Raw genomic sequence first — 21,137 nt, forward strand, 5'->3', positions numbered from 1 at the left:
TCACATACCCGACCGGCACGTACGGGCCGGATCGATCCCGCGACTATCGGTAGGAGGACTGCGGTGCCAGCAGACGAAGGCACTCGTCGTGTCGTAGTGACCGGGATCGGCGTCGTCGCTCCCGGAGAACCCGGCACCAAGGCATTCTGGGAACTGCTCACCTCCGGCCGCACGGCGACCCGCCCCATCACCCTCTTCGACGCCTCGCCGTTCCGTTCCCGGATGGCCGCCGAGTGCGACTTCGACCCGCTGGCGGCCGGCCTGAGCCGCCAGCAGGTCCGCCAGTGGGACCGCACCACCCAGATCGGTGTGGTGGCGGCCCGCGAGGCGCTGGAGGACAGCGGCGTGACCGACGTGGCCGACCCCCTGCGCACCGGCGTGATGCTGGGCACCGCCTGCGGTATGACCATGAGCCTGGACAGCGAGTACGCCGTCGTCAGCGACGAGGGCGCCCACTGGACCGTCGACGAGGCGCATGCCTCGCCGTACCTCTACGACTACTTCGTCCCCTCTTCGATGGCCGCCGAGGTCGCCTGGGACGCCGGGGCCCAGGGCCCGGCCGGCATCCTCTCCAGCGGCTGCACCTCGGGTATCGACGTCATCGCGCACGCCGCCGACATCATCCGCGACGGGGGCGCCGACGTGATGATCAGCGGTGCCTCGGACGCGGCGATCTCGCCGATCACCGTGGCGTGCTTCGACGCCATCAAGGCCACCTCGCCGCGCAACGATGAGCCGGAGACCGCCTCGCGCCCCTTCGACCGTACCCGGGACGGCTTCGTCCTCGGTGAGGGTGCCGCGGTGCTGGTCCTGGAGGAGCTGGGGCACGCCCGGCGGCGCGGCGCCCGGATCTACGCGGAGATCGGCGGCCACGCCTCCCGCTGCAACGCCTACAGCATGACCGGGCTGCGCGCGGACGGCCTGGAGATGGCCGATGCCATCCGTGCCGCCCTGGACGGGTCCCGGCTCGACCCGTCCGCCATCGATTACGTCAACGCGCACGGCTCATCCACCAAGCAGAACGACCGGCACGAGACCGCCGCCTTCAAGGCCGCCCTCGGCGCGCACGCCTACGAGACCCCCGTCAGCTCCATCAAGTCGATGATCGGGCACTCCCTGGGCGCCATCTGCGCCCTGGAGGTGGCCGCCTCGGTGCTGGCCATCGAGCACTCGGTGGTGCCGCCGACGGCCAACCTCCGCGAGGCCGACCCCGAGTGCGATCTCGACTACGTGCCCCTGGTGGCCCGCGAGCGGGCGGTGGACACGGTGCTCACCGTGGCCAGCGGTTTCGGCGGCTTCCAGAGCGCGATGGTGCTGACCAAGCCCGGACGGAGCGCCGACCGATGACCACCGCCACCACATCCTCCGCCGTCGCCCGGCGCGCCCCACGCGACCCGCGTACCGTACGCACCGTCGTCACCGGACTGGGCATCGTGGCCCCCAACGGCCTGGGCGCCGCGGCCTACTGGGATGCCGCACTGCGCGGCGAGAGCGGCATCGCGCCCCTCACCCGCTTCGACGCCTCCGGCTACTCCGCCCGGCTGGCCGGCCAGACCGACCTCGACGACCTGACCCGGATACCGGGCCGGCTGCTCCCGCAGACCGACCGGATGACCAGGCTCGCGCTCGTCGCGGCCGAAGAGGCCTTCACGGACGTCGCCACCGACCCGCACGACCTGCCGGCCTTCTCCGCCGGTGTGGTCACCGCCGCGTCGGCGGGCGGCTTCGAGTTCGGACAGAAGGAACTCGAGGCCCTGTGGAGCAAGGGCGGCCAGTACGTGAGCGCCTACCAGTCCTTCGCCTGGTTCTACCCGGTCAACTCGGGCCAGATCTCGATCCGGCACGGCATGCGCGGCCCCGGCAGCGCCCTGGTGGCCGACCAGGCGGGTGGACTCGATGCCGTGGCGAAGGCGCGGCGGCACGTGCGCGGCGGGGCTCCGCTGATGCTCACCGGCGGGGTCGACGGTTCGCTGTCGCCCTGGTCCTGGATCTGCCTGCTGCGCTCCGGCGAGCTGAGCCCGGCCCTCGACCCGCGCCGTGCCTACCTGCCGTTCGACACCGGCGCCCACGGTTTCGTCCCCGGCGAGGGCGGTGCCCTGCTGGTCCTGGAGGACGCCGAAGCGGCCCGGGAACGGGGCGTGGAAACCGTCTACGGGGAGATCCGCGGGTACGCGGCCGCCTTCGACGCCCGTCCGGGCACCCCCGGCGCCGTGCCCGGGGTGCGCCGCGCCGTGGAACTCGCCCTGGCCGACGCCCGGACGGATCCGGCGGACGTGGACGTCGTCTTCGCCGATGCCTGGGGTGTGCCGCGCCACGACGTCGCCGAGGCCGAAGCACTCGCCGCGGTCTTCGGCCCCCGGGCGGTGCCCGTCACCGCTCCCAAGACCATGACCGGACGGCTGCTGGCGGGCGCCGGCCCGCTGGACATCGCGACGGCCCTGCTCGCCCTGCGCGACCAGGTGATACCGCCCACGTTGCACATCGACTCCCCGGCGTACCGCGACACGCTCGACCTGGTGGGGGACGGGCCCCGCGAGGCCCGGCTGCGCACCGCGCTGGTCGTCGCCCGGGGCCGCGGCGGCTTCAACTCCGCCGTGGTCGTCACCCGTTGATCACCTTCACGAGAGAGGCACCACCATGTCCGATGCGTTCACCCTCACCGACCTGACCCGGCTGCTGCGCGAGTGCGCGGGCGAGGAGGAGGGCGTCGACCTGGACGGCGACGTCCTCGACGTCACCTTCGAGGCGCTGGGCTACGACTCGCTGGCCATGTTCAACACCCTCAGCCGGATCGAGCGCGACTACGGGATCACCTTCCCCGACGAGGTGGTGAGCGAGTCGAAGACACCGCGGGACCTGCTCGGGCGCATCGAGGCCGCGCTCGGCGAACACTGACCGGAGCGCTGATCACCCCACGGCGGCAGGCGCCGGACGACGGACGGAGGGTTTGTCGAGATGTGCGGAATCGCGGGCTGGGTGGACTTCCAGCGTGATATCGCCGAGGAACGCACCACAGCACAGGCGATGACGGACACCATGGCCTGCCGCGGGCCGGACGCCGAGGGCCTGTGGGTCGGCCGCCACGCCGCCCTCGGCCACCGGCGGCTGTCGATCATCGACCTGGACGGCGGCCGGCAGCCCATGGCCGCCGTCCGGGACGGCGAGACCCTCGCCGTCCTCACCTTCTGCGGGGAGGTCTACAACTACCGCGAGCTTCGGCGCGAACTCCAGGCGCGGGGCCACCGGTTCCGTACCCGCAGCGACACCGAGGTGGTGCTGAACGCCTACCTCGAATGGGGCTCGGGTGCGGCCGAACGGCTCCGGGGCATGTTCGCCTACGCCGTGTGGGACACCCGCAGCAGGGAACTGCTGCTGGTCCGGGACCGGATGGGCGTCAAACCGCTCTACTACCACCCCACCCGGAACGGCGTGCTCTTCGGCTCCGAGCCGAAGGCGATCCTCGCCAACCCGGCGGCCGCGCCGCGGGTGGACGCGACCGGGCTGCGCGAGGCGCTGGACATGGTCAAGACGCCGGAGCTTGCCCTCTACCAGGGGATGCGCGAGGTGCGGCCCGGCCAGCTGGTCCGGGTCACCGAGCGTGGCCTGGTCACCTCCCGGTACTGGCAGCTGGAGGCGCACGAGCACACCGACGACCTGCCGACGACCGTGGCGACCGTACGCGGGCTGCTGGAGGAGATCGTCGAGCAGCAGCTCGTGGCCGATGTGCCGCGGTGCAGTCTGCTGTCCGGCGGCCTGGACTCCTCGGCCGTCACCGCGCTGGCCGCCGCCTCGCTGCGGCGGCAGGGCGCGGGGCCCGTCCGGTCGTTCTCCGTGGACTTCGCCGAGGCGGGCGACGGCTTCGCGCCCGACGCGGTACGCGGCTCGGCCGACACCCCCTACGCCCGGGAGCTGGCCGCGCACGTCGCGGCAGACCACACCGAGGTGTGGCTGGACAGCCGCGAGCTGACCCGCCCCGAGGTGCGTTCGGCCGTACTGGCGGCCACCGACGCGCCGCCGGCGTTCTGGGGCGACATGTGGCCGTCGCTGCTGCTGCTGTTCAAGGAGATCCGCCGGCACTCGACGGTGGCTCTCTCCGGCGAGTCGGCGGACGAACTGTTCGGCGGGTACCGGTGGTTCCACAACCCGGGCGCGGTCCACGCGGACACCTTTCCCTGGCTGACCTCGGGCTCCGCCCGGTACTTCGGAGGTCTGGCCCTGCTGGACCGCGGGCTGCTGGAGAAGCTCGACATCACCGGGTACCGGCGGGAGCGGTACCAGGAGGCGCTTGCCGAGGTGCCGGTGCTGCCGGGGGAGGGCCCCGAGGAGCGCCGGATGCGGGAGCTGACGTATCTCAACCTCACCCGTTTCGTGCAGACGCTGCTGGACCGCAAGGACCGGATGAGCATGGCCGTCGGGCTGGAGGTGCGGGTGCCGTTCTGCGACCACCGGCTCGTGGAATACGTGTTCAACGCGCCCTGGTCGATGAAGAAGCACGACGGGCGGGAGAAGAGCCTGCTGCGCGCGGCCACCGCCGATCTGCTGCCCGCCTCGATCACCGAGCGGGTCAAGACGCCCTACCCGGCGACCCAGGACCCGGGCTATGAGCGGGCGCTGCGTACCGAGCTGGCCGCGGTGCTGGCCGATCCGGCCGCGCCGGTGCGGCCTCTGCTCGACGAGGAGCGGGCCCGTAAGGCGCTGGCACGGCCGCTGGGCGAGGTCAGTCGCTCGTACGACCGGGGCAGTGTGGAGATGGTGCTCTGGCTGAACCGGTGGATCGAACGGTACGGCGTGAGCTTCGACTTCTGAACCGGGCGCCCGACGATGGGCCCGTGCCGCCGGACCGGCGGCACGGGCCCATCGTCTGTGCGGCTCAGGGCGCCGGTACGGCCGGGCGCGCCGCTACCAGGGCAGCGAGCCGGTCGAGCCCCTGCTGCCAGGTGCTCCAGGTGTCCGCGTCCTCACCGCCCAGCAGGGAGACGACCTCGCTCCGGCCGGAACGGACGGCAGGGTGCCGGCGGGCGGGCGCGGCGAGGGCGCCGCCCGGCCCGGCCTCGGCCAGGATGAACGGCCGCTCGTCGAGCAGGCCGGACAGGGCGGGCCAGAACAGCACCGGCTGGGCCAGCTGCTCGGCCCAGAACCGCGGATCGGCCGCCTCCTCGGGCCGCACCGTGCGGCAGGTGTGCGCGGAACGGACCGGTATGGCCGGCGGGCGCAGCCGCTCCCGGCCGACGGCCTCCTCGAACCGCGCGGCCACGTCCGCCAGGACCGGGGAATGGAACGGCTGCCGGGCCCGCACCGGGCGGCTGACCATGCCCGCTTCCCGCAGTGCGGCGCACGCCCGGCCCAGGTCCGGCTCGGGGCCGGACAGCACGGTCTGCAGCGGGGCGTTGACGGCGCCGACGGCCACACCGGCGGCCACGGCCTCGGCGTCGAGCAGCGCCCGTACGTCGTCCGGACGCCCCGCGACGGCCGCCATGCCGCCTTCGGGCGCCCGGGCCAGCGCGGCCGAGCGGGCGCGGAGGATGCGGGCTGCGGCGGGCAGCTCGAAGACGCCGGCGAGGGCCGCGGCGGCCAGCTCACCGACGCTGTGGCCGAGCAGCACGGCCGGGCGCAGGCCGCGGCTCTCCAGGACCTTGGCGATACCGAAGCCGACGGCGAACAGCAGCGGCTGGGCGCGTGCGGCGTCGTCCAGCGGCACCTCGGGCGTGGCGGACAGCCAGTCCGCGCGCAGCCGGGCCCCTTCCGCTCCCATCAGCCGGAACAGCTGGTCGAGTACGGCGGTGAACACGGGCTCGCGCTCGTACAGTTCGGTGGCCATGCCCGGGTACTGGGCGCCCTGGCCGGGCAGCAGCAGGACGAGGTCGCGGGCGGTCATGCGGTTCCTCCTCGGAGACAGGCCCAGGGCCCTGCCGTGTGACACCGGCAGGGCCCTGGGCGGGGTGGGGGTCGGACGGGTCAGGCCCGGGAGCCGGCGGCGACCCGGTCGCGCAGCTCATGGCGGAGGATCTTGCCGCCGTTGACGGTGCGCGGGATCGCGTCGACGAACTCGACGTACCGCAGGTGCTCGTAGTACGGCAGCCGGCCGGCGATGAAGTCGGTGAGTTCCTGCGCGGTGACCTCTCCCCGCGGCACGACGATCCCGTGGGCGACCGCGCCGCTGAACGGGTCCGGGTGGTCCACCACGGCGCAGTCGGCGACGCCCGGGTGGCGCAGCAGCACCCGTTCGATCTCGGTCGGCGACACCAGCCAGTTGTCGCACTTGAACACGTCCTTGATGCGGTCGACGACGAAGAGGTAGCCCTCGTCGTCGAGCCGGCCGATGTCGCCGGTGGCGAACCAGCCGTCCGCGTCCGTGTCCAGGGCGAGGTCCCGGCCGAGGTAGCCGAGCATCAGCTGCGGGCCGCGGATCTCGATCTCGCCGAGCACCCCGAGGGGGGTGACCTCGCGCGTGCCGGCGTCGACGATCCGTACCCGCGCTCCCGCGACGGGCCGTCCGCTGGAGCGCAGCTTGGGCCGGTCCGGGGTGTCGCAGGAGGCCAGCGGCGAGGTCTCGGCGAGCCCGTAGCCCTGCACGACCGGTACCCCGAAGTGCTGTCCGATGGCGGCCGTGACCTGCGGCGGTACCGTGGATCCGCCGGAGAGCACGGCCCGTAGGGTGGGTGCCTCCAGCTCCCGGAGCCGGGGGTCGGCGGCGAGCCGGGCCAGCCGTACGGGCAGGCTGTAGAAATGCGTGGTGCGGCTGCGGGCGGCCATGCCGAACGCGCCGGCCACGTCGCCGTCCGTGCACAGCACCAGGGCGGCGCCCGCGGCGACGGCGGCCGTGAGGTGCATGAGGTGGAACGTGGGCAGGTAGTCGAAGAGCACCGAGGACGCGTCCAGCCGGTGGGCGTGGGCGGTCTGTGCGGCGTTGACCACCAGGTTGCGGTGGGTGAGCCGGACGGCCTTGGGCGCGCCGGTGGTGCCGTTGGTGAACTGCAGGCAGGCGATCCGCCCGGCGTCACCGGGTACGGGCAGGCCGTCCTCGTCCGCAACGGCGGCGAGGAGGTCGTCGAGCACCGGCGGGTCGTCCGGCCGCGGATCGTCCGGGCGGCGGGTCAGGACGACCGTCGCCAGGTCCGGCAGCCGGTCGCGGACGGCGGCCAGTTCGCGGTAGGTGTCCGGCGGGACGAGGGCGGCCCGGGCCCCGGAGATCCGCAGTACGTGCACCAGGCCGTCGCCGCGCAGCAGGGGGCTGATCAGCGCACTGGTGATCCCGGCGCGGGCGGCGCCGTAGAAGGCGAGCGGGTAGGACTCCTCCAGGGACTGGGCGACGGCCACGACCGTGCCGGTGCCGTCCGGGCCGGCGGCACCGGCCGCCGTACCCTCGACCAGCCGGCGGAGGGCGTGGGCGCAGCGGGTCGCCCCGGCGTCGAGCCGGGCATACGTCCAGTCGCGGTCGGCGGTGCGCAGGGCGAGCGCGTCGGGCGTCCGGGCGGCATGCCCGGCCAGGACGTCCTCCACCCGCTCCCCGCCGAGGTAGGGGGCCAGCACCGATGTCGGCTCGCCTTCCGCGACGCTGGGTCCGGGATGGCCGGTCATGAGCGCGGCAGGTCGTCGCGGAACACCTGGCGGTGGCGGACCAGCAGGGTGCCGTTCTCCCGTACCAGTGTGTCGTCGCAGCTGGTGGAGAGGTGGACGGCGGCCTGACCGCCCTGCGGGATGTTCAGGACGAGTGCGTAGGTGCGGGCCGTGATGGTGCCGTCGTCCTCGGGGACGACCTCCAGCATGCCCAGCCAGTGGCGGCGGCGCATGCCCTGGTCGGCGAGGGCCCGGTGGGCGCGGCGGGCGCTCTCCTCGATGACGGTGCGGCCGGCCTGCGGCTCGGGGTGCGCGTTGGCCGCGAACACCCCGTCCTCGGTGAAGGTACGGGCCCAGCCCGCCACCTCCCCCTCGTCGAGCAGCCGCATCTGGCGTGCGTAGAAGTGCTGTACCTCCTGGTAGAGGGCAGTGTTCTCGGCGGCTGGGAGCCCTGTCGTCCCTGTCGACGGTGCCATCACATCTTCTCCTGTCGGCTGCGCCCGTACGGGTCGTGACGTGTGGTCAGGCTGGCAGTGCGCGCTCGAACGGCGGTCGAGCCGGGGCCCTTGAGCACGGCCCGATCGGGGATCGAGCCGCGGCGGCCACGCTGGCCGGCACACAGTCGTGATCAGAGAGAGGACGGCGATCGTCCATGGCACCGTTGGGCACCCACAGGACCCGGCACGAGACCGAGATCGACGCCCCGGCCGACCGGGTCTACCGGATCATCGCCGACGCGGCCGAGTGGCCCCGGCACTTCTCCCCCACCGTGCACGTCGAGCGCACCGCGCAGGCTGCCGGCCGCGAACGGCTGGCCATCTGGGCGCTGGCCAACGGTGAGGTGCGTTCCTGGACGTCGCGCCGCGAGCTGGACGAGGAGGCCCGGCGCATCCGCTTCCGGCAGGAGGTCTCCTCGCACCCGGTGGCCGCGATGGGCGGCGAGTGGATCGCCGAGCCGCTCGGCGCGGACCACACCCGGCTGACACTGCTGCACGACTTCGAGGCGGCCGGCGACACCGCGGAGAACGTCGACTGGATCCGCCGGGCGACCGATCGCAACAGCGAGGCCGAACTGGGCAACATCAAGCAGCTGGCCGAGAACTGGGACCGGCAGGCCGCGCTGGCCTTCACCTTCGAGGACTCCGTGCTCGTCGACGGCCCGCTCGACGCGGTCTACGACTTCCTGTACGACGCCAAGGCCTGGCAGGAGCGGCTCCCGCACGTCGGCCGGCTCGACCTCACCGAGGACGTGGCGAACGTACAGCGGATGGCGATGGACACGGTGACCAAGGACGGCTCGACGCACACCACCGAATCGGTGCGGATCTGCTTCCCCGAGACCCGCCGGATCGTCTACAAGCAGCTGGTGCCGCCGTCGCTGATGACCGCGCACCTGGGCGTGTGGTCCTTTGAGGAGACGCCGGACGGGGTACGGGCCACCTCCTGGCACTCCGTGACCGTCAACGAGACCACTGTTACTGCGGTGCTCGGCCCGGACGCCACGGTCGGCACCGCCAAGGACTTCATCCGCAACGCGGCCGGCGGCAACAGCAGGGCCACGCTGAACCTGGCGAAGAAGTTCGTCGAGGGCGACCGTGGGTGAGTCCGCGACCGCTCCCGAGGTGCTGGTCGTCGGCGCGGGCCCGGTCGGGCTGACCGCGGCGCACGAACTGCTCCGCCGGGGTGTCCGCGTCCGGCTGGTGGACCGGGCCGACGGCCCGGCCGTCACCAGCCGGGCGCTGGCCACCCACGCCCGCACCCTGGAGCTGTTCCACGCGATGGGCGTCGCGGACCCGCTGCTCCCGCGCGGCCGCAAGGTCGAGCACTTCAGCCTGCACCAGAACGGGCGGCGGCTCGTACGGTTCGACACCAATTACGACGCCATGCCCACGCCGTACCCGTTCTCGCTCATGGTGGATCAGGCCGTCACCGAAGAGGTGCTGCGCACCGCCGTGGCCGCCCGGGGCGGCCGTATCGAGTGGGGGGTGGCCCTGGAGGAGCTGACGCCCGGCACGGACGAGGTACGGGCGGTGCTGCGGCACGCCGACGGCTCGGCCGAGGAGGTGACGGTGCCCTGGCTGGTGGGCACCGACGGGGGCCGCAGCACCGTACGCAAGGCGCTGGGGCTGCGGCTGATCGGCGAATCGACGGAGGAGTGGCTCAACGCCGACGTCGAGCTGGACGTGCCGCTGCCGCCGGACAGCAACCACCTGCTGCGCGGCAGGGCGGGCGGGCTGCTGCTGGTGCCGTTCCCCGAGGACGGCAAGTGGCGGGTCATCGACACCGAGGACATCGGCGGGGCGGAGGACGCCGAGCTGATCCGCGCCCGGCTGGCCGGCAAGCTCTCGCACGCGCTGGGCCGGCCGGTCCGGGTCTCCGCCCCGACCTGGGTGTCGGTGTTCACCGTGCAGCAGCGGATGATCGAACGGATGCGGGTGGGCCGCTGCTTCGTGGCCGGCGACGCCGCGCACGTGCACAGCCCGGCCTCCGGGCAGGGCATGAACACCGGCGTCCAGGACGCCGTCAACCTGGCGTGGAAGCTCGCCGACGTCCTCCGCGGGCACGCCGCCGAGGAACTGCTCGACAGCTACGGCGCGGAGCGCGTGCCGATCGGCGAGGTACTGCTCGGCTCGACCCGCCGGGCGGCGGCCCTGGTGGCGCTGCGGAACGCCGCGGCGCCGGTGCTGCTGCCGCTCGGGCTCGGGGTGCTGGGCGCGCTGCGCCCGCTCAAGCGGCGTGTCGAGCACAAGATCGTGCGGGGGTTCTGCGGACTCGCGCTGGACTACGCGGACAGTCCCCTGACGCTGCCCGGGCCCGCCAGGCCGGGCGGCGGCGTGCCGCCCGGCCATCGGGTGGGCTGCACGGCCCGGGACGCGCAGGTCCACCCGGGCTGGGCGGCGGTCCGCGCCGAACTGGCCGACCCGCGCTGGTCGCTGCTGGCCTTCGCGGTGGGCGGTCGCTTCGAGGCGGAGCTGAAGGAGACCGACCGGCGCTACGGCACGGCGGTCTCCGTCCGGACCGTCCACAGCGCGGCGCCCGGTCCGGCAGGTGCGTCGTACGGCCCGCATCCGCTGGCCGACCCGGGAGACGCCGTCCGGCGGGGGCTCGGTGCCGCCCCTGGCACGTACGTGCTGATCCGTCCGGACGGGTACGTGGCCGCCGCCGGGCCGGTGACCGGTGCGGACGGACTGGACGCGGTACTGCGCGGCCGCCGGCTGCTGCCGCGTGACTGAACGGCGGAAGGGGCCGGGCCGCATTGCGCGGTCCGGCCCCTTGTCGTACGGATCAGTAGTTGCCGAGGCCGCCGCAGACGTTCATGGCCTGCGCGGTGATGGGGGAGGCGGTGTCGGACACCAGGTACTCCACCAGCCCGGCGACCTCCGCCGGCTGGGTGTAACGGCCCAGCGGAATCTTGGTGTTGAAGCGCTCCAGGACCTCGTCGGTGGTGATGTCCCAGGTCTCGGAGTAGCCCTCCCGCACCCGGACGGCCATCGGCGTCTCGACATAGCCCGGGCAGACCGCGTTGACGGTGACACCGGTCTTGGCGAGCTCCAGGCCGAGCGCCTTGGTGAAACCGACGACGCCGTGCTTGGAGGCCGAGTAGGGGGCGCCGAAGATGACGCCCTGTTTGCCGCCTGTCGAGGCGATGTTGACGACCCGGCCCCAGCCGGCGTCCAGCATGCCGCCGGAGGTGAGGGCCTCGCGCGTCATACGGAACACGCTGTTGAGGTTGGTGTCGATGACGTCGTCCCACAGCTCGTCGGTGATCTTCGCGGTGACGCCGCCGCCGCTGCGGCCCGCGTTGTTGACGAGGACGCCGACCGGGCCGTACCGGTCGACGGCGGCGGCCACCAGGGCCCGGACGTCGGCGACCTGGCGGACGTCGGCGCGGGTGCCGTCGGCCTCGGCGCCGTCGGTGCGCAGCTGCTTGACGGTCCGCTCGACGCTGCCCGCGTCCCGGGAGCAGAGGAAGATCCGGTGTCCGGCGGCGCCGAGGCGCTGGGCCACGGCGAGGCCGATGCCGCTCGTGCCGCCGGTGATCAGGACGGTGCGGGGGGTGGGCTGGCCGGTCATGGGGTGTCCTTTCGGGAGTCCGTGGTGGCGGTCAGGGCGCGTACCGGCAGGCCGGGCACGTCGTGCACGGCGGGGTCGCCGAAGCCGGCCGCGGCGAACATGGCGCGGTAGGCGCCGGTGGAGTGCACCGCACCGGCGTCGGTGCCGGTGAGCATGAGCAGGGCGAGCAGATGCGAGGCGTGTTCCTCGGCCACCGGCCGGTCGCCGCCGGTGAATCCGGTGACGGCGACGGTGCCGCCCGGCCGCAGCGCCCCGCGCAGCCGCCGCAGCAGCCGGGTGGCGCGCTCCGGGGAGTACTGGCAGAGGACGTTGGTGAGCAGGACGACGTCGTAGGGGCCGCCGAGCGGCACGGTGAAGGCGTCACCCGGCAGCCAGGTCACGCGGTCGGCGACGCCGAGCCGCCGGGCGTGCCGCTCGGCGGCCTTCAGCACGCCGGGGACGTCGAGGCTGGTGACGGACGCGGTGGGATGCCGCTGGGCGAGGGTGTAGCCGACGATGCCGGGGCCGCAGCCCACGTCGAGGACGCGCGGCCCGGCGGGGCCGGCCGCCGCCGGCCGCGCGGCGAGGGCGTCGGCGGTGACCTCCGCGGCGGCCCGGGTGGCGAACGTGGCCTGTTCGGCGAAGTCCTCCCAGTAGGGCAGGTCCAGCCGGTCGGCGACGACGTCGGCGACCGGGCCGCCGCTGCGCACGGACCGCGCGAGGTCGCGCAGGGCAGCCCACTCCCAGTCGCTCGCGGCGACCCGCACCACGCCGCCGGCGTGCCCGGGCGCGGTGCTCACCAGCAGGTCCGCGCCGCCGGGCGGCAGCCCGTACCCGTCGGTGCCGTGCGTGGCCAGGCCGGTGACGGCCATGGCGTTCAGCAGGACGGCGATGCCGCGTGGGTCGGTGCCGGTCCGCTCGGCGACCTCGCCGGGGGAACGCGGACCGTCCACGAGCGCGTCGAACACCCGCAGTTCCACGGCAGCGCGCAGGACCGCCGTCTCCTTGAAGCCCTGGGCCAGGGCGAGCAGCCGCTGCCGGGTCAGGGCGGGTGGCCCGCTCGTCACCGCGGCTTCTCCGCGACGAGTACGAGGTCGCTGCCGGTGGTGTGGATCCGCTCGGCGGAGACCACCGTGAAGCCGGTCTTCGTCACCCACTCGCGGCAGTCGGCCACGGTGTACTCCGAACCTCCGGTGACCAGCGCGACGTTGAGGCTGCCGAGGACGCTGTACAGGTCGGGCCGCTCGTCGTCGAGCATCTGGTCGTAGATGACGAGGGCGCCGCCCGGGCGCACCGACGGGTAGACGCGTTCCAGGAGGGTGACGCGCTCCTCGGCGGTCCAGTCGTGCAGCACATGGCCGAGCACGACGACGTCCGTCTCGGGGACCGGGTCGTGGAAGAAGTCACCCGCGTGGAAGCTGATGCGGTCCGCCAGGTCCAGGTCCCGCATGTGCTCCGCGAAGAGCGGTCCTACGGGGGCCAGTTCGAAGACGCCGCCCGTCAGGTGCGGGTGGGCGCGGGCGATGGCGGCGGCGACGTTGCCGCGGGCACCGCCGACGTCGATGAAGGAGCCGTACGGCGACCAGTCCAGGGCATCGGCCAGCTGGGGGCCGACGGTGGCGTGGGCGGAGTCCATGTGGGCCAGGAAGCGCCGGGCGGCGTCGCGGTCCTGGTAGAGCTCGGCGAACGCGCCGGGCCCGGCGGCACCCGCCGCCTTGGGCTGCCCGTCGCGCAGCGCTTCGGTGAGCTTGCCCCACATGGGGAAGTGCCGGGTCGCGGCCGCCCGTACCGTGCTGCCGAGGTGGAAGCGGCCGCTGGGCAGCAGGGTGGCCTCGGTGCGGGCGGAGTTGCGGTAGCGCCCGTTCTCGCGCTCCAGGAGGCCGAGCGCGGTCAGCCCGTCGAGGAAGTCCCGCAGCAGCCGGGGGTGCAGGTCCAGGCCCTCGCGGATCTCGTCGAGGCCGGCGGGCCGGTCCGAGAGGAAGTCGAAGACACCCACCTCCACGGCGCTGTGCAGCAGCCGGGACTGGGCGTAAGCGGTGTTCAGCCGGCCGATCTGCACCGCGTCGTCGTACGCTCGCGGATCATCCGTTGCCATGGGGCGGCCCTTTCTCGCTCTGAATCCCGCTCTCCGGAGAAACGTCGGGAGAGGTCGTTGCCCGGATACTGGGCGGGGCCGGTGGAGGGGCTCTTGAGCGGGGCTGGACCGGTACCGCGGGAGTGCGTAGGGGGAGCCGGACACGGGGAAGCGGCGCCCGCTCCCCAACGGGGGGTAAGGAGCGGACGCCGCGGCTGGGAGGGGCTCAGGCGGCCTGCGCCTGCCGGAGCCGCCGTTGGGCCCTGGTGAGCACCATGGTGGGGATGGCGGCCAGGACGGTGACGCCGACCACCCACCAGTGGGTGTAACCGAAGGCGGCGGCGGTGTGGTCCGCGGTCGCCGGGCCGAGGCCCGCGAGGTGGTGCTGGAAGACCACGGTGAGGATGGCGATGCCGGCGGAGCCGCCGACCCGCTGGAAGGTGTTGAGCAGCGGAGTGGCGTGCGGCACCTGTGAGCGGTCGATCACCGAGTACGCGGTGGCCATGGCCGGCATGATCGCCATGCCGACGCCGAAGCCGCGGACCACCAGGACCACCGACAGCCACCAGTAACTGTCGTGTGCCCCGGCGAGCGCGAGCGGCAGCGTGCCGACGAAGGCGATGGCGAGGCCGGTGAGGATCACCGGTCCGCCGCCGATCCGGTCGGTGAGCCGGCCGGAGAGCGGCAGGGCGAGCACCGTTCCGATGCCCTGCGGGGCCATCAGGACGCCGGCCATGATGATGCTCTCGTGCCGGACGCCCAGGTAGTACTGCGGCAGCACGATCAGCGCGCCGAAGAGCGCGGCGCCGAGGCAGAAAGTGCTGACGACGGCTGCCGCGAACGCGGTGTTCTTGAACAGCCGCAGGTTGAGCAGCGGTGTCTTGGTGCGCAGGGCATGTACGGAGAACGCGGCCATCAGGACGAGCCCGCAGAGGGTCGGTACGGCGGCCGAGGTGGCCGTGAAGCTGCCGTGGTCGGCGATCTCCGCCACGCCGTAGGTCAGCAGGGGCAGTCCGAGGGCGACGAGGATCGCGCCCAGGACGTCGAAGCGGCCCGGGTCCTGCCGGGTGGAGGCCGGCAGCAGCCGGACGCCCGCGAGGAAGCCGACGACGCCGAACGGAATGTTGACCAGGAACAGCCACTGCCAGCTCAGGTGCTGGAGGAGCAGGGCGCCGAGCGAGGGCCCGAGGACGGGTGCGAGTACGACGGGGATGCCGACGATGCTCATGACGCGGCCCATGCGCTTGGGCCCGGCGACGGCCGCCAGCAGCATCTGTCCCGTGGGGACCAGAAGCCCTCCGGCCAGGCCCTGCACGGCTCTGATGGTGATCAGCGTCTCGATGTTCGTCGCCACGGCGCAGACGGCGGACGCGAGGGTGAAGACCGCGAGTGCGCCCAGCCAGAGCCGCTTGGCTCCCAGCCGCTTGGCCAGCCAGCCGCTGACCGGGAGGGCGGCGGCCAGTGCGACGAGGTAGCCGGACGCGACCCATTGAACGGTGTTCACGTCGCTGCTCAGCTTTTCGCCGATGCTGCCCAGGGCCACATTGACGATCGTGGTGGTCAGTGTCGACATAAAGGCGCCGAACACAATGACGCAGGCCAGTAGCCAGATTTCGGATGTGATCCGGTCATCGTCGCGGGTCGGCAAGGCACCCCCCGGCCGTGCCGCGTCGACCGACTGGGTCGCCTTGGTAGTCATCGGTTTCCCCTAACAGTGTTGGGTTACTAGGTCGCCAGAATGCACCCGCCGCCACAAGGCGTCAAGGACATGGCGTAAACCAGCGGGTTCGCGAGAGGCTGGGAGGCGTTCGGCAGCCGAACAGGGTTAGGGTGGCTGCCACACACGCACGAAAGAGGGCACACACGATGGCGCTTCAGCAGCAGACCGTGGTGCGCGTGGCCCTCAGGCTGCTGGACGAAGTGGGTCTGGACAGCCTGAGCCTGCGCCGCCTCGCCAAGGAGCTGGGCGTCCAGGCCGGCTCGCTCTACTGGCACTTCAAGGACAAGCAAGAACTCCTCGACCGGATGGCCGAGGAGATGTTCGCCGACGAGTTCGCCACCTTCCGGCACGACCCCGGCGACCGGCCCTGGGACGAGTGGCTGCGCGACATGATGTGGCGGCTGCGCCGCTCCCTGCGCACCCACCGCGACGGCGCCCGCCTGTTCGCCACCGCGCGACCCAACAAGGACGCGCTGGCTCTCCAGGAAGGCATGATGAACGCCTTCACCGCCGCCGGATTCAGTGTGGCGGACGCCCTGCGCAACGCCGGGACGGTGGCCAACTACACGCTCGGCTTCGTCCTCGACGAGCAGATCGCGGACTCGATGGCCCGCGCCGGCCAGACACCCGCCTCCGGCCCCGAGGCGTTCGACTCCGGGACCTACCCGACCCTGCGCTCGGCGCTGGAGGCCGCCGGGCGCCCCAACCCGGACGCGGACTTCCGGCACGGCACCGACGTACTCGTCGGGGGCATGGCCCGGCTGCTCAAGGAGCGCCGCTCCGGCTGACCCGCACTCCGGCCCGCGCCGCACCGGACGAAAGAGGAACTCCATGCATATCGGCAGCACAGCCGGCGCGCGTGCCGGGGGATCCCCCGGCGGCCGCCGAAGGAGGCGGGTGCCCGGCCCGCATTTAGCCACCGGCGCTCGGCGGGTGGTCGCATGACGACCGTGGTCCTGGGCTGTACGGGCTTCCTGGGCCGGCACCTCTACCGCGCGCTCGGCGCGGCCGGCCACCGGGTGCTGCCGGTGTCCCGCAGCGGGCTGGTCCGCTTCGACGCCGGTGCCGCCACGGCGGCGGAACTCGCCGCGTTCCTCACCGAGGCGGAGGCCCGTACGGTGGTGAACGCGGCGGGCGCGGCACGGGGCGTGACCGTACGGCAGCTGGAGACGGCCAACGTCCGCCTGGTGGAACGGCTGACGGCGGCCATCACGGCGATGCCGTACCGGCCCCGGCTGATCCACCTCGGCAGTGCCCACGAGTACGGACCCCGGCCTGCCGGGACGCCCTTGACCGAAGAACACGAGACCGCCCCGGCCGGCGCCTACGGGCGCTCCAAGCTGCTGGGCACACGGGCGGTGCTGCATGCGGCGCGGGACGCCGGGCTGCCCGGCGTGGTGCTGCGGCTCGCCGACGCCACCGGGCCGTACGCCCCCGGCGACAGTCTGCTGGGCAGTGTCGCCGGGCGGCTCGCCGCGGCGGCCGGCGCACCGGACGCGGGCGCCCGCGTGACGGACCTGCGGCTCACGCCCGGCGCGGCACACCACGAGTTCGTGGACGTCCGGGACGTGGCCGGCGCCGTGCTCGTGGCGGCCCGCGCGCCGGTGGCCGACATCGCGGGCCAAGTGATCAATGTCGGCCGGGGCGAGGCGGTGTCCGTCCGGTGGGCCGTCGGCCGGCTGGCGGCGCTCAGCGGGCTGCCGTCGCGGATCGTCGACGGCCCTGACGACCCCGCCGGCCCGTGCCGCGACGTACCCCGGCAGCACCTGGACATCTCCAAGGCCCGCCGGCTGCTGGGCTGGCAGCCGGGCTACGACCTGGAGACCTCACTCCGCGACCTGCTCGCCTCAGCTTCCGGCTGGCTCTTCGAACGGGCACCGCGATGAGCGGTCACAGCAACCTGAGAAGGCCACCCGACCGGAAAAGCCACAGCGACCGCAGACAGCCGTGCCGACCACGGGCGCGAAGACTCAGGCGTGACAGGCGGGCAGTCCGCCGTGGTAGTCGAGCATGAGCGCGAAGGCGGCCATCTCGTCCAGCCGCGCGCCCCAGACGCCGCCGCGCGCCTCGTCGTAGGCGCGGACGAGGTTGGGCACCAGCCGCTCGGTGTCCAGCAGGTCCTCCCAGGCGCCGAGCCGCACCGAGCGCGCCGCCTCCAGCGGTGAGACGCCGGCGGCCAGGCCCTCCGCGGCCGTGCGCTGAACCCAGCGCAGGTACCGGGCGCAGTCGTCGAGCAGTTCCGGTCCGCCGACGGCTCCGTGGCCGGGTACGACCGTCTCGGGCTCCAGTGCGCGCAGCCGTTCCAGCGCGCGCAGGGACCCGCCGATCGAGCCCATGAGGCAGAACGGTGTCACCCCGTTCATCGCGATGTCCCCGGTGAACAGCGTCCGCCGCTCCGGCACCCACACCACCGTGTCACCGCAGGTGTGTGCGGGCCCCAGATGCAGCAGTTCGACCCGCGGGCCGCCGGTGTGCAGGTCCATGCGGTCGGTGAACGTCAGTTCCGGCAGCGTCAGCCGTACGTCCCCCCACTCGACGGCGGGCCACAGTTTCGTCAGTCCCAGATCCGACTCGATCATGTCGGCGCGGGCCACGGCGTGCGCGACGAACACCGCCTCGGGGGCGAACACGCAGTTGCCGAAAGTGTGATCGCCGTGCTGATGGGTGTCGACCACCACCCGCCGGGACGCCCCCGCCCGCGCGTCGACCTCCGTACGCAGCCGTTCGGCGCGGGCGATCGTCGCGGCGGTGTCCACGACCACCGTGGCCCGGCCGCCCAGCACCACCCCCGCGTTGCTCAGGCACCACCCGCCGTCCGGCTGGGTGAAGGCGAACACCCCGTCCGCCACCTCCTCGAATCGCGTCCCACGGTCTGTTCCGCTCACTCGTCGTCCTGCCATGCCGCCGATCCTCGGCCCGCGGACTCGACGTCCGCTCGACCCGGTGTCGAGCGCCGCGCAGCAGGCTGCGGAGCACGGGCGGCCCGCGCGCTGCCGTACGGATGACGACGAAGGAGCCGACATGGCACCCGCACAGCACGGACCGGGCTTCGCGCCGGGGCTGATGGCCGTCAACACGTTCACGCTGCTGAAGCCGGACGACGCCGCCCGCTTCGAGGAGAAGTTCCTGGACCACGTCGGGTTCATGCGGAGCCGGGAGGGCTTCGCCGCCCACCAGACGGTCCGCTCCGGCGAGCACGCGGGCCGGTACGCCAACGCCGGCTGGTGGCGCTCCCCCGACGACTTCGGTGCCGTCGCCCGGTCCGAGACCTTCCAGCGGCACGCCGAGGAGTTCCACCGGCTGGTCGAGGTGGAGGTCACCCCGGCCCGCACCCTCTACGCCACCGAACCGGCCGGAGCCGTCGGTGCCGCGCTGCCCGGATTCCCCCATGTGACCGTCGAGCCGTTCACCGCGGCCGGTGCGCCGGACGCGGTGCGCGACGCCTTCGCCGGACACCTGGCGGCCGTACCGGAAGGTGCCCTGGCCTGGGCCGTGCTGGGGGTCGCCCTGCCGGACCCGACACGGTACGTCGCCGTCGCCCGTTGGCGCTCCGCCGAAGCGGCCGGGAAGGCGCGCGCCGCGCACCCGCTGCCCGGCACCGCGACGGGCGGCTTCGTCGCGGGTGCGCCGCTGACCGAGGGCCGGAGCGCCACCGCACCGGCAGGCGCGTGAACACCCCGGGCCCCGCCGTCATCACCGGCGGTACGCGCGGCACCGGCCTGGCGGTGGCGCGGAAGGTGTGCGCGGCGGGCGGCGACGTACTGCTCGTGTACGGACACAGCGGCGAGGACGCCGGCCGGGCCCTCGCCTCCCTGGCCGGCCTGCCGGGCTCCGCCTCGGCGGTGAAGGCCGACCTGGCCGCCCCGGAGGGCGTCGGACCGGTGCTCGACGAGGCCGCGAAGCGCTGGGACCGGATCGGCGCCTTCGTGCACTGCGCGGCCGTCTGGCACCCGGCACCGGCCCTCGGCGCGGACACCGCCGCCGTCCGGGACGAACTCGCCATGGCCTGCGAACCGTTGCTGACCGCGGCGCCGCGTATCGCGGGCCTCATGGCGGGCGGCCCCGGCCGGATCGTCGCCGTCTCCAGCGCCGGCGCGCAGCGCGTCGCCCCCCGGTACGCGGGACTGGGCATGGCCAAGGCCGCGCTGGAGAGCCTGGTGCGCTACCTCGCGGTGGAACTGGCGCCGCGCGGGATCACCGTCAACGCCGTCTCCTCGGCCAAGCTCGACAAGGGGGAATCGGCGCCCGGCCAGGAGGCGGCCCGGGCCCTCGCCCGGCGCACCCCCGCCGGACGCCTCACCACCCCCGAGGACCTGGCCGGCGTGGTCGCGCTGCTGCTGCACCCCGACGCCGGCTGGCTCCAGGGCCAGACCCTCACCGCCGACGGCGGCCTGTCGCTGCTCGCCTGACCGCTCTGTTCCGTCACGGAGGTACCACTGCGATGACCGACCTGGCCGACCACACGACCGACGTCTGCGTGGTGGGCGGCGGCCCGGCCGGCGCCGTGCTGACGCTGCTGCTCCTGCGCTCGGGCGTGCGGGTGACCCTCGTCGAGAAGTTCGGGACGTCCTCGTTCGACCGCGAGTACCGGGGGGAGATCCTGCAACCGGGCGCGATGGCCCTGCTCGACGCGCTCGGCGTACTCGCGGACGTCCGGGAGCGCGGCTGCCACGAGCACGACCGCTTCCAGCTCGTCGAGCGGGGCCGCGCCCTGCTGGACGTGGACTACCGGCGGCTGCCCCGGCCCTACGACCATCTGCTGTCCGTGCCGCAGCCGCATGTGCTCGGCGCGCTCCGCGACCGCTGCGCGGAGTACGGGCACTTCACCGCGCTCGACGCCACGCGCGCGAAGGACCTGCTGCGCGAGGACGGTGCCGTCCGCGGTGTCGTGGTGGACGGCCCGGCGGGGCAGCGGGTGATCCGGTCCCGCTGCGTCGTGGGGGCCGACGGCCGCTATTCGAAGATCCGCAGGCTGGCGGGCATCGCCTTCCGCCGCCATGACGCCTTCGACCACGACGTGCTGTGGTTCAAGGTGGCCGCGGACTCCGACGGGCGACGCCGCGACGTCCGGGTGCACCGGGGCGGCACCGGCCCGGCGATGATCTACCACTCGTACCCGGACCGGCTGCAGATCGGCTGGATGCTGCCGCACGGCGGGTACCGGGAGCTGGCCGCGCACGGCGTGGACCACGTCAGGTCCCTCGTCGTGGGCGCCCTGCCCCGCTACCGCGAGCTGATCGAGGCGGAGGTGCGCAGTCTGCGGGACGTGTCGCTGCTGGACGTGTTCTCCGGCCGTGCCGAGCGCTGGGCGGACGACGGCCTGCTGCTCATCGGGGACAGTGCCCACACCCACAGCCCGATCGGGGCGCAGGGCATCAACCTCGCCGTGCAGGACGCCGTGGTTGCGCATCCCGTACTGGTCGGCGCGGTGCGCCGGGGCGACACCGGGGCGGCGGCGCTGGGGGCGTTCGCGGCGCGGCGCGCCCCGGACATCGAGCGGGCGATGAAGCTCCAGGTGATGCAGAGCAAGGCGATGCTTTCGACCGGGGCCCTGGCGACGCGCGTCCGTCCGGTGCTGGCCCGCGCCCTGAAGGGCACGCCGGTGTACCGGAAGGTGCTGAACCGTATCGCTTACGGCAACCGTGGCATCCGGGTCGACAGCGACTCCTTCAGCACGGCCTGACCGACGCCTGCCCGGTTCCGGGGGTACTTCCCCCCCCCCGGAACCGGGCA

General features: G+C 73.5%; 19 protein-coding genes. 11 read left to right on the forward strand and 8 right to left on the reverse strand.

The genetic code is table 11. The annotated features are described in order from the left end of the window. Positions 1 to 63: 63 nt before the first annotated feature. Genes ACZ53K_RS12585 through asnB form a run of 4 tightly spaced genes read left to right on the forward strand, consistent with a single transcriptional unit; the run spans position 64 to position 4,806 of the window. Positions 64 to 1,347, forward strand: coding sequence for a beta-ketoacyl-[acyl-carrier-protein] synthase family protein (locus tag ACZ53K_RS12585; protein ID WP_468834624.1), 1,284 nt, complete (start codon positions 64 to 66; stop codon positions 1,345 to 1,347). Next, a complete protein-coding gene (locus ACZ53K_RS12590) occupies positions 1,344 to 2,612 on the forward strand; it encodes a ketosynthase chain-length factor (RefSeq protein WP_468834627.1) in 1,269 nt (422 codons plus the stop codon). The genes ACZ53K_RS12585 and ACZ53K_RS12590 overlap by 4 nt, the downstream gene beginning before the upstream one ends. Before the next feature lie 25 nt (positions 2,613 to 2,637). Beyond that, on the forward strand, positions 2,638 to 2,895 hold the full coding sequence (locus ACZ53K_RS12595) for an acyl carrier protein (protein ID WP_468834628.1): 258 nt from the start codon (positions 2,638 to 2,640) through the stop codon (positions 2,893 to 2,895). Positions 2,896 to 2,955: 60 nt separating this feature from the next. Beyond that, positions 2,956 to 4,806 (forward strand): asparagine synthase (glutamine-hydrolyzing), encoded by a 1,851-nt coding sequence (gene asnB, locus ACZ53K_RS12600; RefSeq protein WP_468834631.1) that lies wholly within the window; start codon positions 2,956 to 2,958, stop codon positions 4,804 to 4,806. Positions 4,807 to 4,870: 64 nt separating this feature from the next. Here the strand turns inward: asnB and ACZ53K_RS12605 are convergent, their stop codons facing one another. The 3 genes from ACZ53K_RS12605 to ACZ53K_RS12615 all read right to left on the reverse strand — a co-directional run bounded on the left by ACZ53K_RS12605 (position 4,871) and on the right by ACZ53K_RS12615 (position 8,033). Beyond that, a complete protein-coding gene (locus ACZ53K_RS12605; RefSeq protein WP_468834633.1) occupies positions 4,871 to 5,875 on the reverse strand; it encodes an acyltransferase domain-containing protein in 1,005 nt (334 codons plus the stop codon). Between the two features lie 80 nt (positions 5,876 to 5,955). Next, positions 5,956 to 7,578 carry a class I adenylate-forming enzyme family protein gene (locus tag ACZ53K_RS12610; RefSeq protein ID WP_468834635.1) on the reverse strand — a complete coding sequence of 541 codons (1,623 nt, stop codon included), beginning with the start codon at positions 7,576 to 7,578 and terminating at the stop codon, positions 5,956 to 5,958. Then, positions 7,575 to 8,033, reverse strand: a complete 459-nt coding sequence (locus ACZ53K_RS12615) for a nuclear transport factor 2 family protein (protein WP_468834637.1) — start codon at positions 8,031 to 8,033, stop codon at positions 7,575 to 7,577. Before ACZ53K_RS12615 ends, ACZ53K_RS12610 begins: the two co-directional genes overlap by 4 nt. Positions 8,034 to 8,209: 176 nt before the next feature. On the opposite strand from ACZ53K_RS12615, the gene ACZ53K_RS12620 reads away from it, so the two are divergent. Together ACZ53K_RS12620 and ACZ53K_RS12625 are read left to right on the forward strand one after the other, a co-directional pair. Continuing rightward, on the forward strand, positions 8,210 to 9,160 hold the full coding sequence (locus tag ACZ53K_RS12620; protein ID WP_468834639.1) for an aromatase/cyclase: 951 nt from the start codon (positions 8,210 to 8,212) through the stop codon (positions 9,158 to 9,160). Continuing rightward, positions 9,153 to 10,790: an FAD-dependent oxidoreductase gene (locus ACZ53K_RS12625; RefSeq protein ID WP_468834642.1), complete on the forward strand. Its 1,638-nt coding sequence runs from the start codon at positions 9,153 to 9,155 to the stop codon at positions 10,788 to 10,790. Before ACZ53K_RS12620 ends, ACZ53K_RS12625 begins: the two co-directional genes overlap by 8 nt. A 52-nt stretch (positions 10,791 to 10,842) precedes the next feature. Here ACZ53K_RS12625 and ACZ53K_RS12630 read toward each other — a convergent pair whose 3' ends face one another. The 4 genes from ACZ53K_RS12630 to ACZ53K_RS12645 all read right to left on the reverse strand — a co-directional run bounded on the left by ACZ53K_RS12630 (position 10,843) and on the right by ACZ53K_RS12645 (position 15,383). Further along, the gene (locus ACZ53K_RS12630; protein ID WP_468834645.1) at positions 10,843 to 11,631 is read right to left on the reverse strand and encodes an SDR family NAD(P)-dependent oxidoreductase; all 789 of its coding nucleotides are present in this window, start codon (positions 11,629 to 11,631) and stop codon (positions 10,843 to 10,845) included. After that, on the reverse strand, positions 11,628 to 12,677 hold the full coding sequence (locus tag ACZ53K_RS12635; protein WP_468834648.1) for a methyltransferase: 1,050 nt from the start codon (positions 12,675 to 12,677) through the stop codon (positions 11,628 to 11,630). The genes ACZ53K_RS12630 and ACZ53K_RS12635 overlap by 4 nt, the downstream gene beginning before the upstream one ends. Then, positions 12,674 to 13,705 carry a methyltransferase gene (locus tag ACZ53K_RS12640; RefSeq protein ID WP_468834650.1) on the reverse strand — a complete coding sequence of 344 codons (1,032 nt, stop codon included), beginning with the start codon at positions 13,703 to 13,705 and terminating at the stop codon, positions 12,674 to 12,676. The genes ACZ53K_RS12635 and ACZ53K_RS12640 overlap by 4 nt, the downstream gene beginning before the upstream one ends. A 205-nt stretch (positions 13,706 to 13,910) precedes the next feature. Beyond that, the gene (locus ACZ53K_RS12645; protein WP_468834653.1) at positions 13,911 to 15,383 is read right to left on the reverse strand and encodes an MDR family MFS transporter; all 1,473 of its coding nucleotides are present in this window, start codon (positions 15,381 to 15,383) and stop codon (positions 13,911 to 13,913) included. A 167-nt stretch (positions 15,384 to 15,550) separates the two neighbouring features. Between ACZ53K_RS12645 and ACZ53K_RS12650 the strand changes: the two genes are divergently transcribed. Both ACZ53K_RS12650 and ACZ53K_RS12655 read left to right on the forward strand, forming a co-directional pair. Further along, on the forward strand, positions 15,551 to 16,192 hold the full coding sequence (locus ACZ53K_RS12650) for a TetR/AcrR family transcriptional regulator C-terminal domain-containing protein (RefSeq protein WP_468834655.1): 642 nt from the start codon (positions 15,551 to 15,553) through the stop codon (positions 16,190 to 16,192). Between the two features lie 153 nt (positions 16,193 to 16,345). Continuing rightward, complete coding sequence (locus ACZ53K_RS12655; protein WP_468834657.1) at positions 16,346 to 17,290, forward strand: NAD-dependent epimerase/dehydratase family protein; 945 nt, start codon at positions 16,346 to 16,348, stop codon at positions 17,288 to 17,290. An 84-nt stretch (positions 17,291 to 17,374) separates the two neighbouring features. Here the strand turns inward: ACZ53K_RS12655 and ACZ53K_RS12660 are convergent, their stop codons facing one another. Further along, positions 17,375 to 18,304 carry an MBL fold metallo-hydrolase gene (locus ACZ53K_RS12660; protein WP_468834660.1) on the reverse strand — a complete coding sequence of 310 codons (930 nt, stop codon included), beginning with the start codon at positions 18,302 to 18,304 and terminating at the stop codon, positions 17,375 to 17,377. Positions 18,305 to 18,425: 121 nt separating this feature from the next. Here ACZ53K_RS12660 and ACZ53K_RS12665 point away from each other — a divergent pair, with 121 nt between their 5' ends. The 3 genes from ACZ53K_RS12665 to ACZ53K_RS12675 are packed head-to-tail and all read left to right on the forward strand — an operon-like array spanning position 18,426 to position 21,087. Then, positions 18,426 to 19,076: an antibiotic biosynthesis monooxygenase family protein gene (locus ACZ53K_RS12665; protein WP_468834661.1), complete on the forward strand. Its 651-nt coding sequence runs from the start codon at positions 18,426 to 18,428 to the stop codon at positions 19,074 to 19,076. Beyond that, positions 19,073 to 19,813, forward strand: coding sequence for an SDR family oxidoreductase (locus ACZ53K_RS12670; RefSeq protein ID WP_468834662.1), 741 nt, complete (start codon positions 19,073 to 19,075; stop codon positions 19,811 to 19,813). Before ACZ53K_RS12665 ends, ACZ53K_RS12670 begins: the two co-directional genes overlap by 4 nt. A 32-nt stretch (positions 19,814 to 19,845) precedes the next feature. Further along, positions 19,846 to 21,087 (forward strand): FAD-dependent monooxygenase, encoded by a 1,242-nt coding sequence (locus tag ACZ53K_RS12675; RefSeq protein ID WP_468834664.1) that lies wholly within the window; start codon positions 19,846 to 19,848, stop codon positions 21,085 to 21,087. The last annotated feature ends 50 nt before the right edge of the window (positions 21,088 to 21,137 follow it).

This window comes from Streptomyces sp. NPDC033221, assembly GCF_055577005.1.

Excerpts from the sequence above, each read along its gene's own strand:
- asnB (WP_468834631.1), top strand. The coding sequence starts at position 2,956 with ATGTGCGGAATCGCGGGCTGGGTGGACTTCCAGCGTGATATCGCCGAG.
- ACZ53K_RS12605 (WP_468834633.1), bottom strand. The coding sequence starts at position 5,875 with ATGACCGCCCGCGACCTCGTCCTGCTGCTGCCCGGCCAGGGCGCCCAG.
- ACZ53K_RS12630 (WP_468834645.1), bottom strand. The coding sequence starts at position 11,631 with ATGACCGGCCAGCCCACCCCCCGCACCGTCCTGATCACCGGCGGCACG.
- ACZ53K_RS12650 (WP_468834655.1), top strand. The coding sequence starts at position 15,551 with ATGGCGCTTCAGCAGCAGACCGTGGTGCGCGTGGCCCTCAGGCTGCTG.
- ACZ53K_RS12620 (WP_468834639.1), top strand. The coding sequence starts at position 8,210 with ATGGCACCGTTGGGCACCCACAGGACCCGGCACGAGACCGAGATCGAC.
- ACZ53K_RS12660 (WP_468834660.1), bottom strand. The coding sequence starts at position 18,304 with ATGGCAGGACGACGAGTGAGCGGAACAGACCGTGGGACGCGATTCGAG.
- ACZ53K_RS12665 (WP_468834661.1), top strand. The coding sequence starts at position 18,426 with ATGGCACCCGCACAGCACGGACCGGGCTTCGCGCCGGGGCTGATGGCC.
- ACZ53K_RS12615 (WP_468834637.1), bottom strand. The coding sequence starts at position 8,033 with ATGGCACCGTCGACAGGGACGACAGGGCTCCCAGCCGCCGAGAACACT.
- ACZ53K_RS12655 (WP_468834657.1), top strand. The coding sequence starts at position 16,346 with ATGACGACCGTGGTCCTGGGCTGTACGGGCTTCCTGGGCCGGCACCTC.
- ACZ53K_RS12595 (WP_468834628.1), top strand. The coding sequence starts at position 2,638 with ATGTCCGATGCGTTCACCCTCACCGACCTGACCCGGCTGCTGCGCGAG.
- ACZ53K_RS12640 (WP_468834650.1), bottom strand. The coding sequence starts at position 13,705 with ATGGCAACGGATGATCCGCGAGCGTACGACGACGCGGTGCAGATCGGC.
- ACZ53K_RS12590 (WP_468834627.1), top strand. The coding sequence starts at position 1,344 with ATGACCACCGCCACCACATCCTCCGCCGTCGCCCGGCGCGCCCCACGC.
- ACZ53K_RS12675 (WP_468834664.1), top strand. The coding sequence starts at position 19,846 with ATGACCGACCTGGCCGACCACACGACCGACGTCTGCGTGGTGGGCGGC.
- ACZ53K_RS12610 (WP_468834635.1), bottom strand. The coding sequence starts at position 7,578 with ATGACCGGCCATCCCGGACCCAGCGTCGCGGAAGGCGAGCCGACATCG.
- ACZ53K_RS12645 (WP_468834653.1), bottom strand. The coding sequence starts at position 15,383 with ATGACTACCAAGGCGACCCAGTCGGTCGACGCGGCACGGCCGGGGGGT.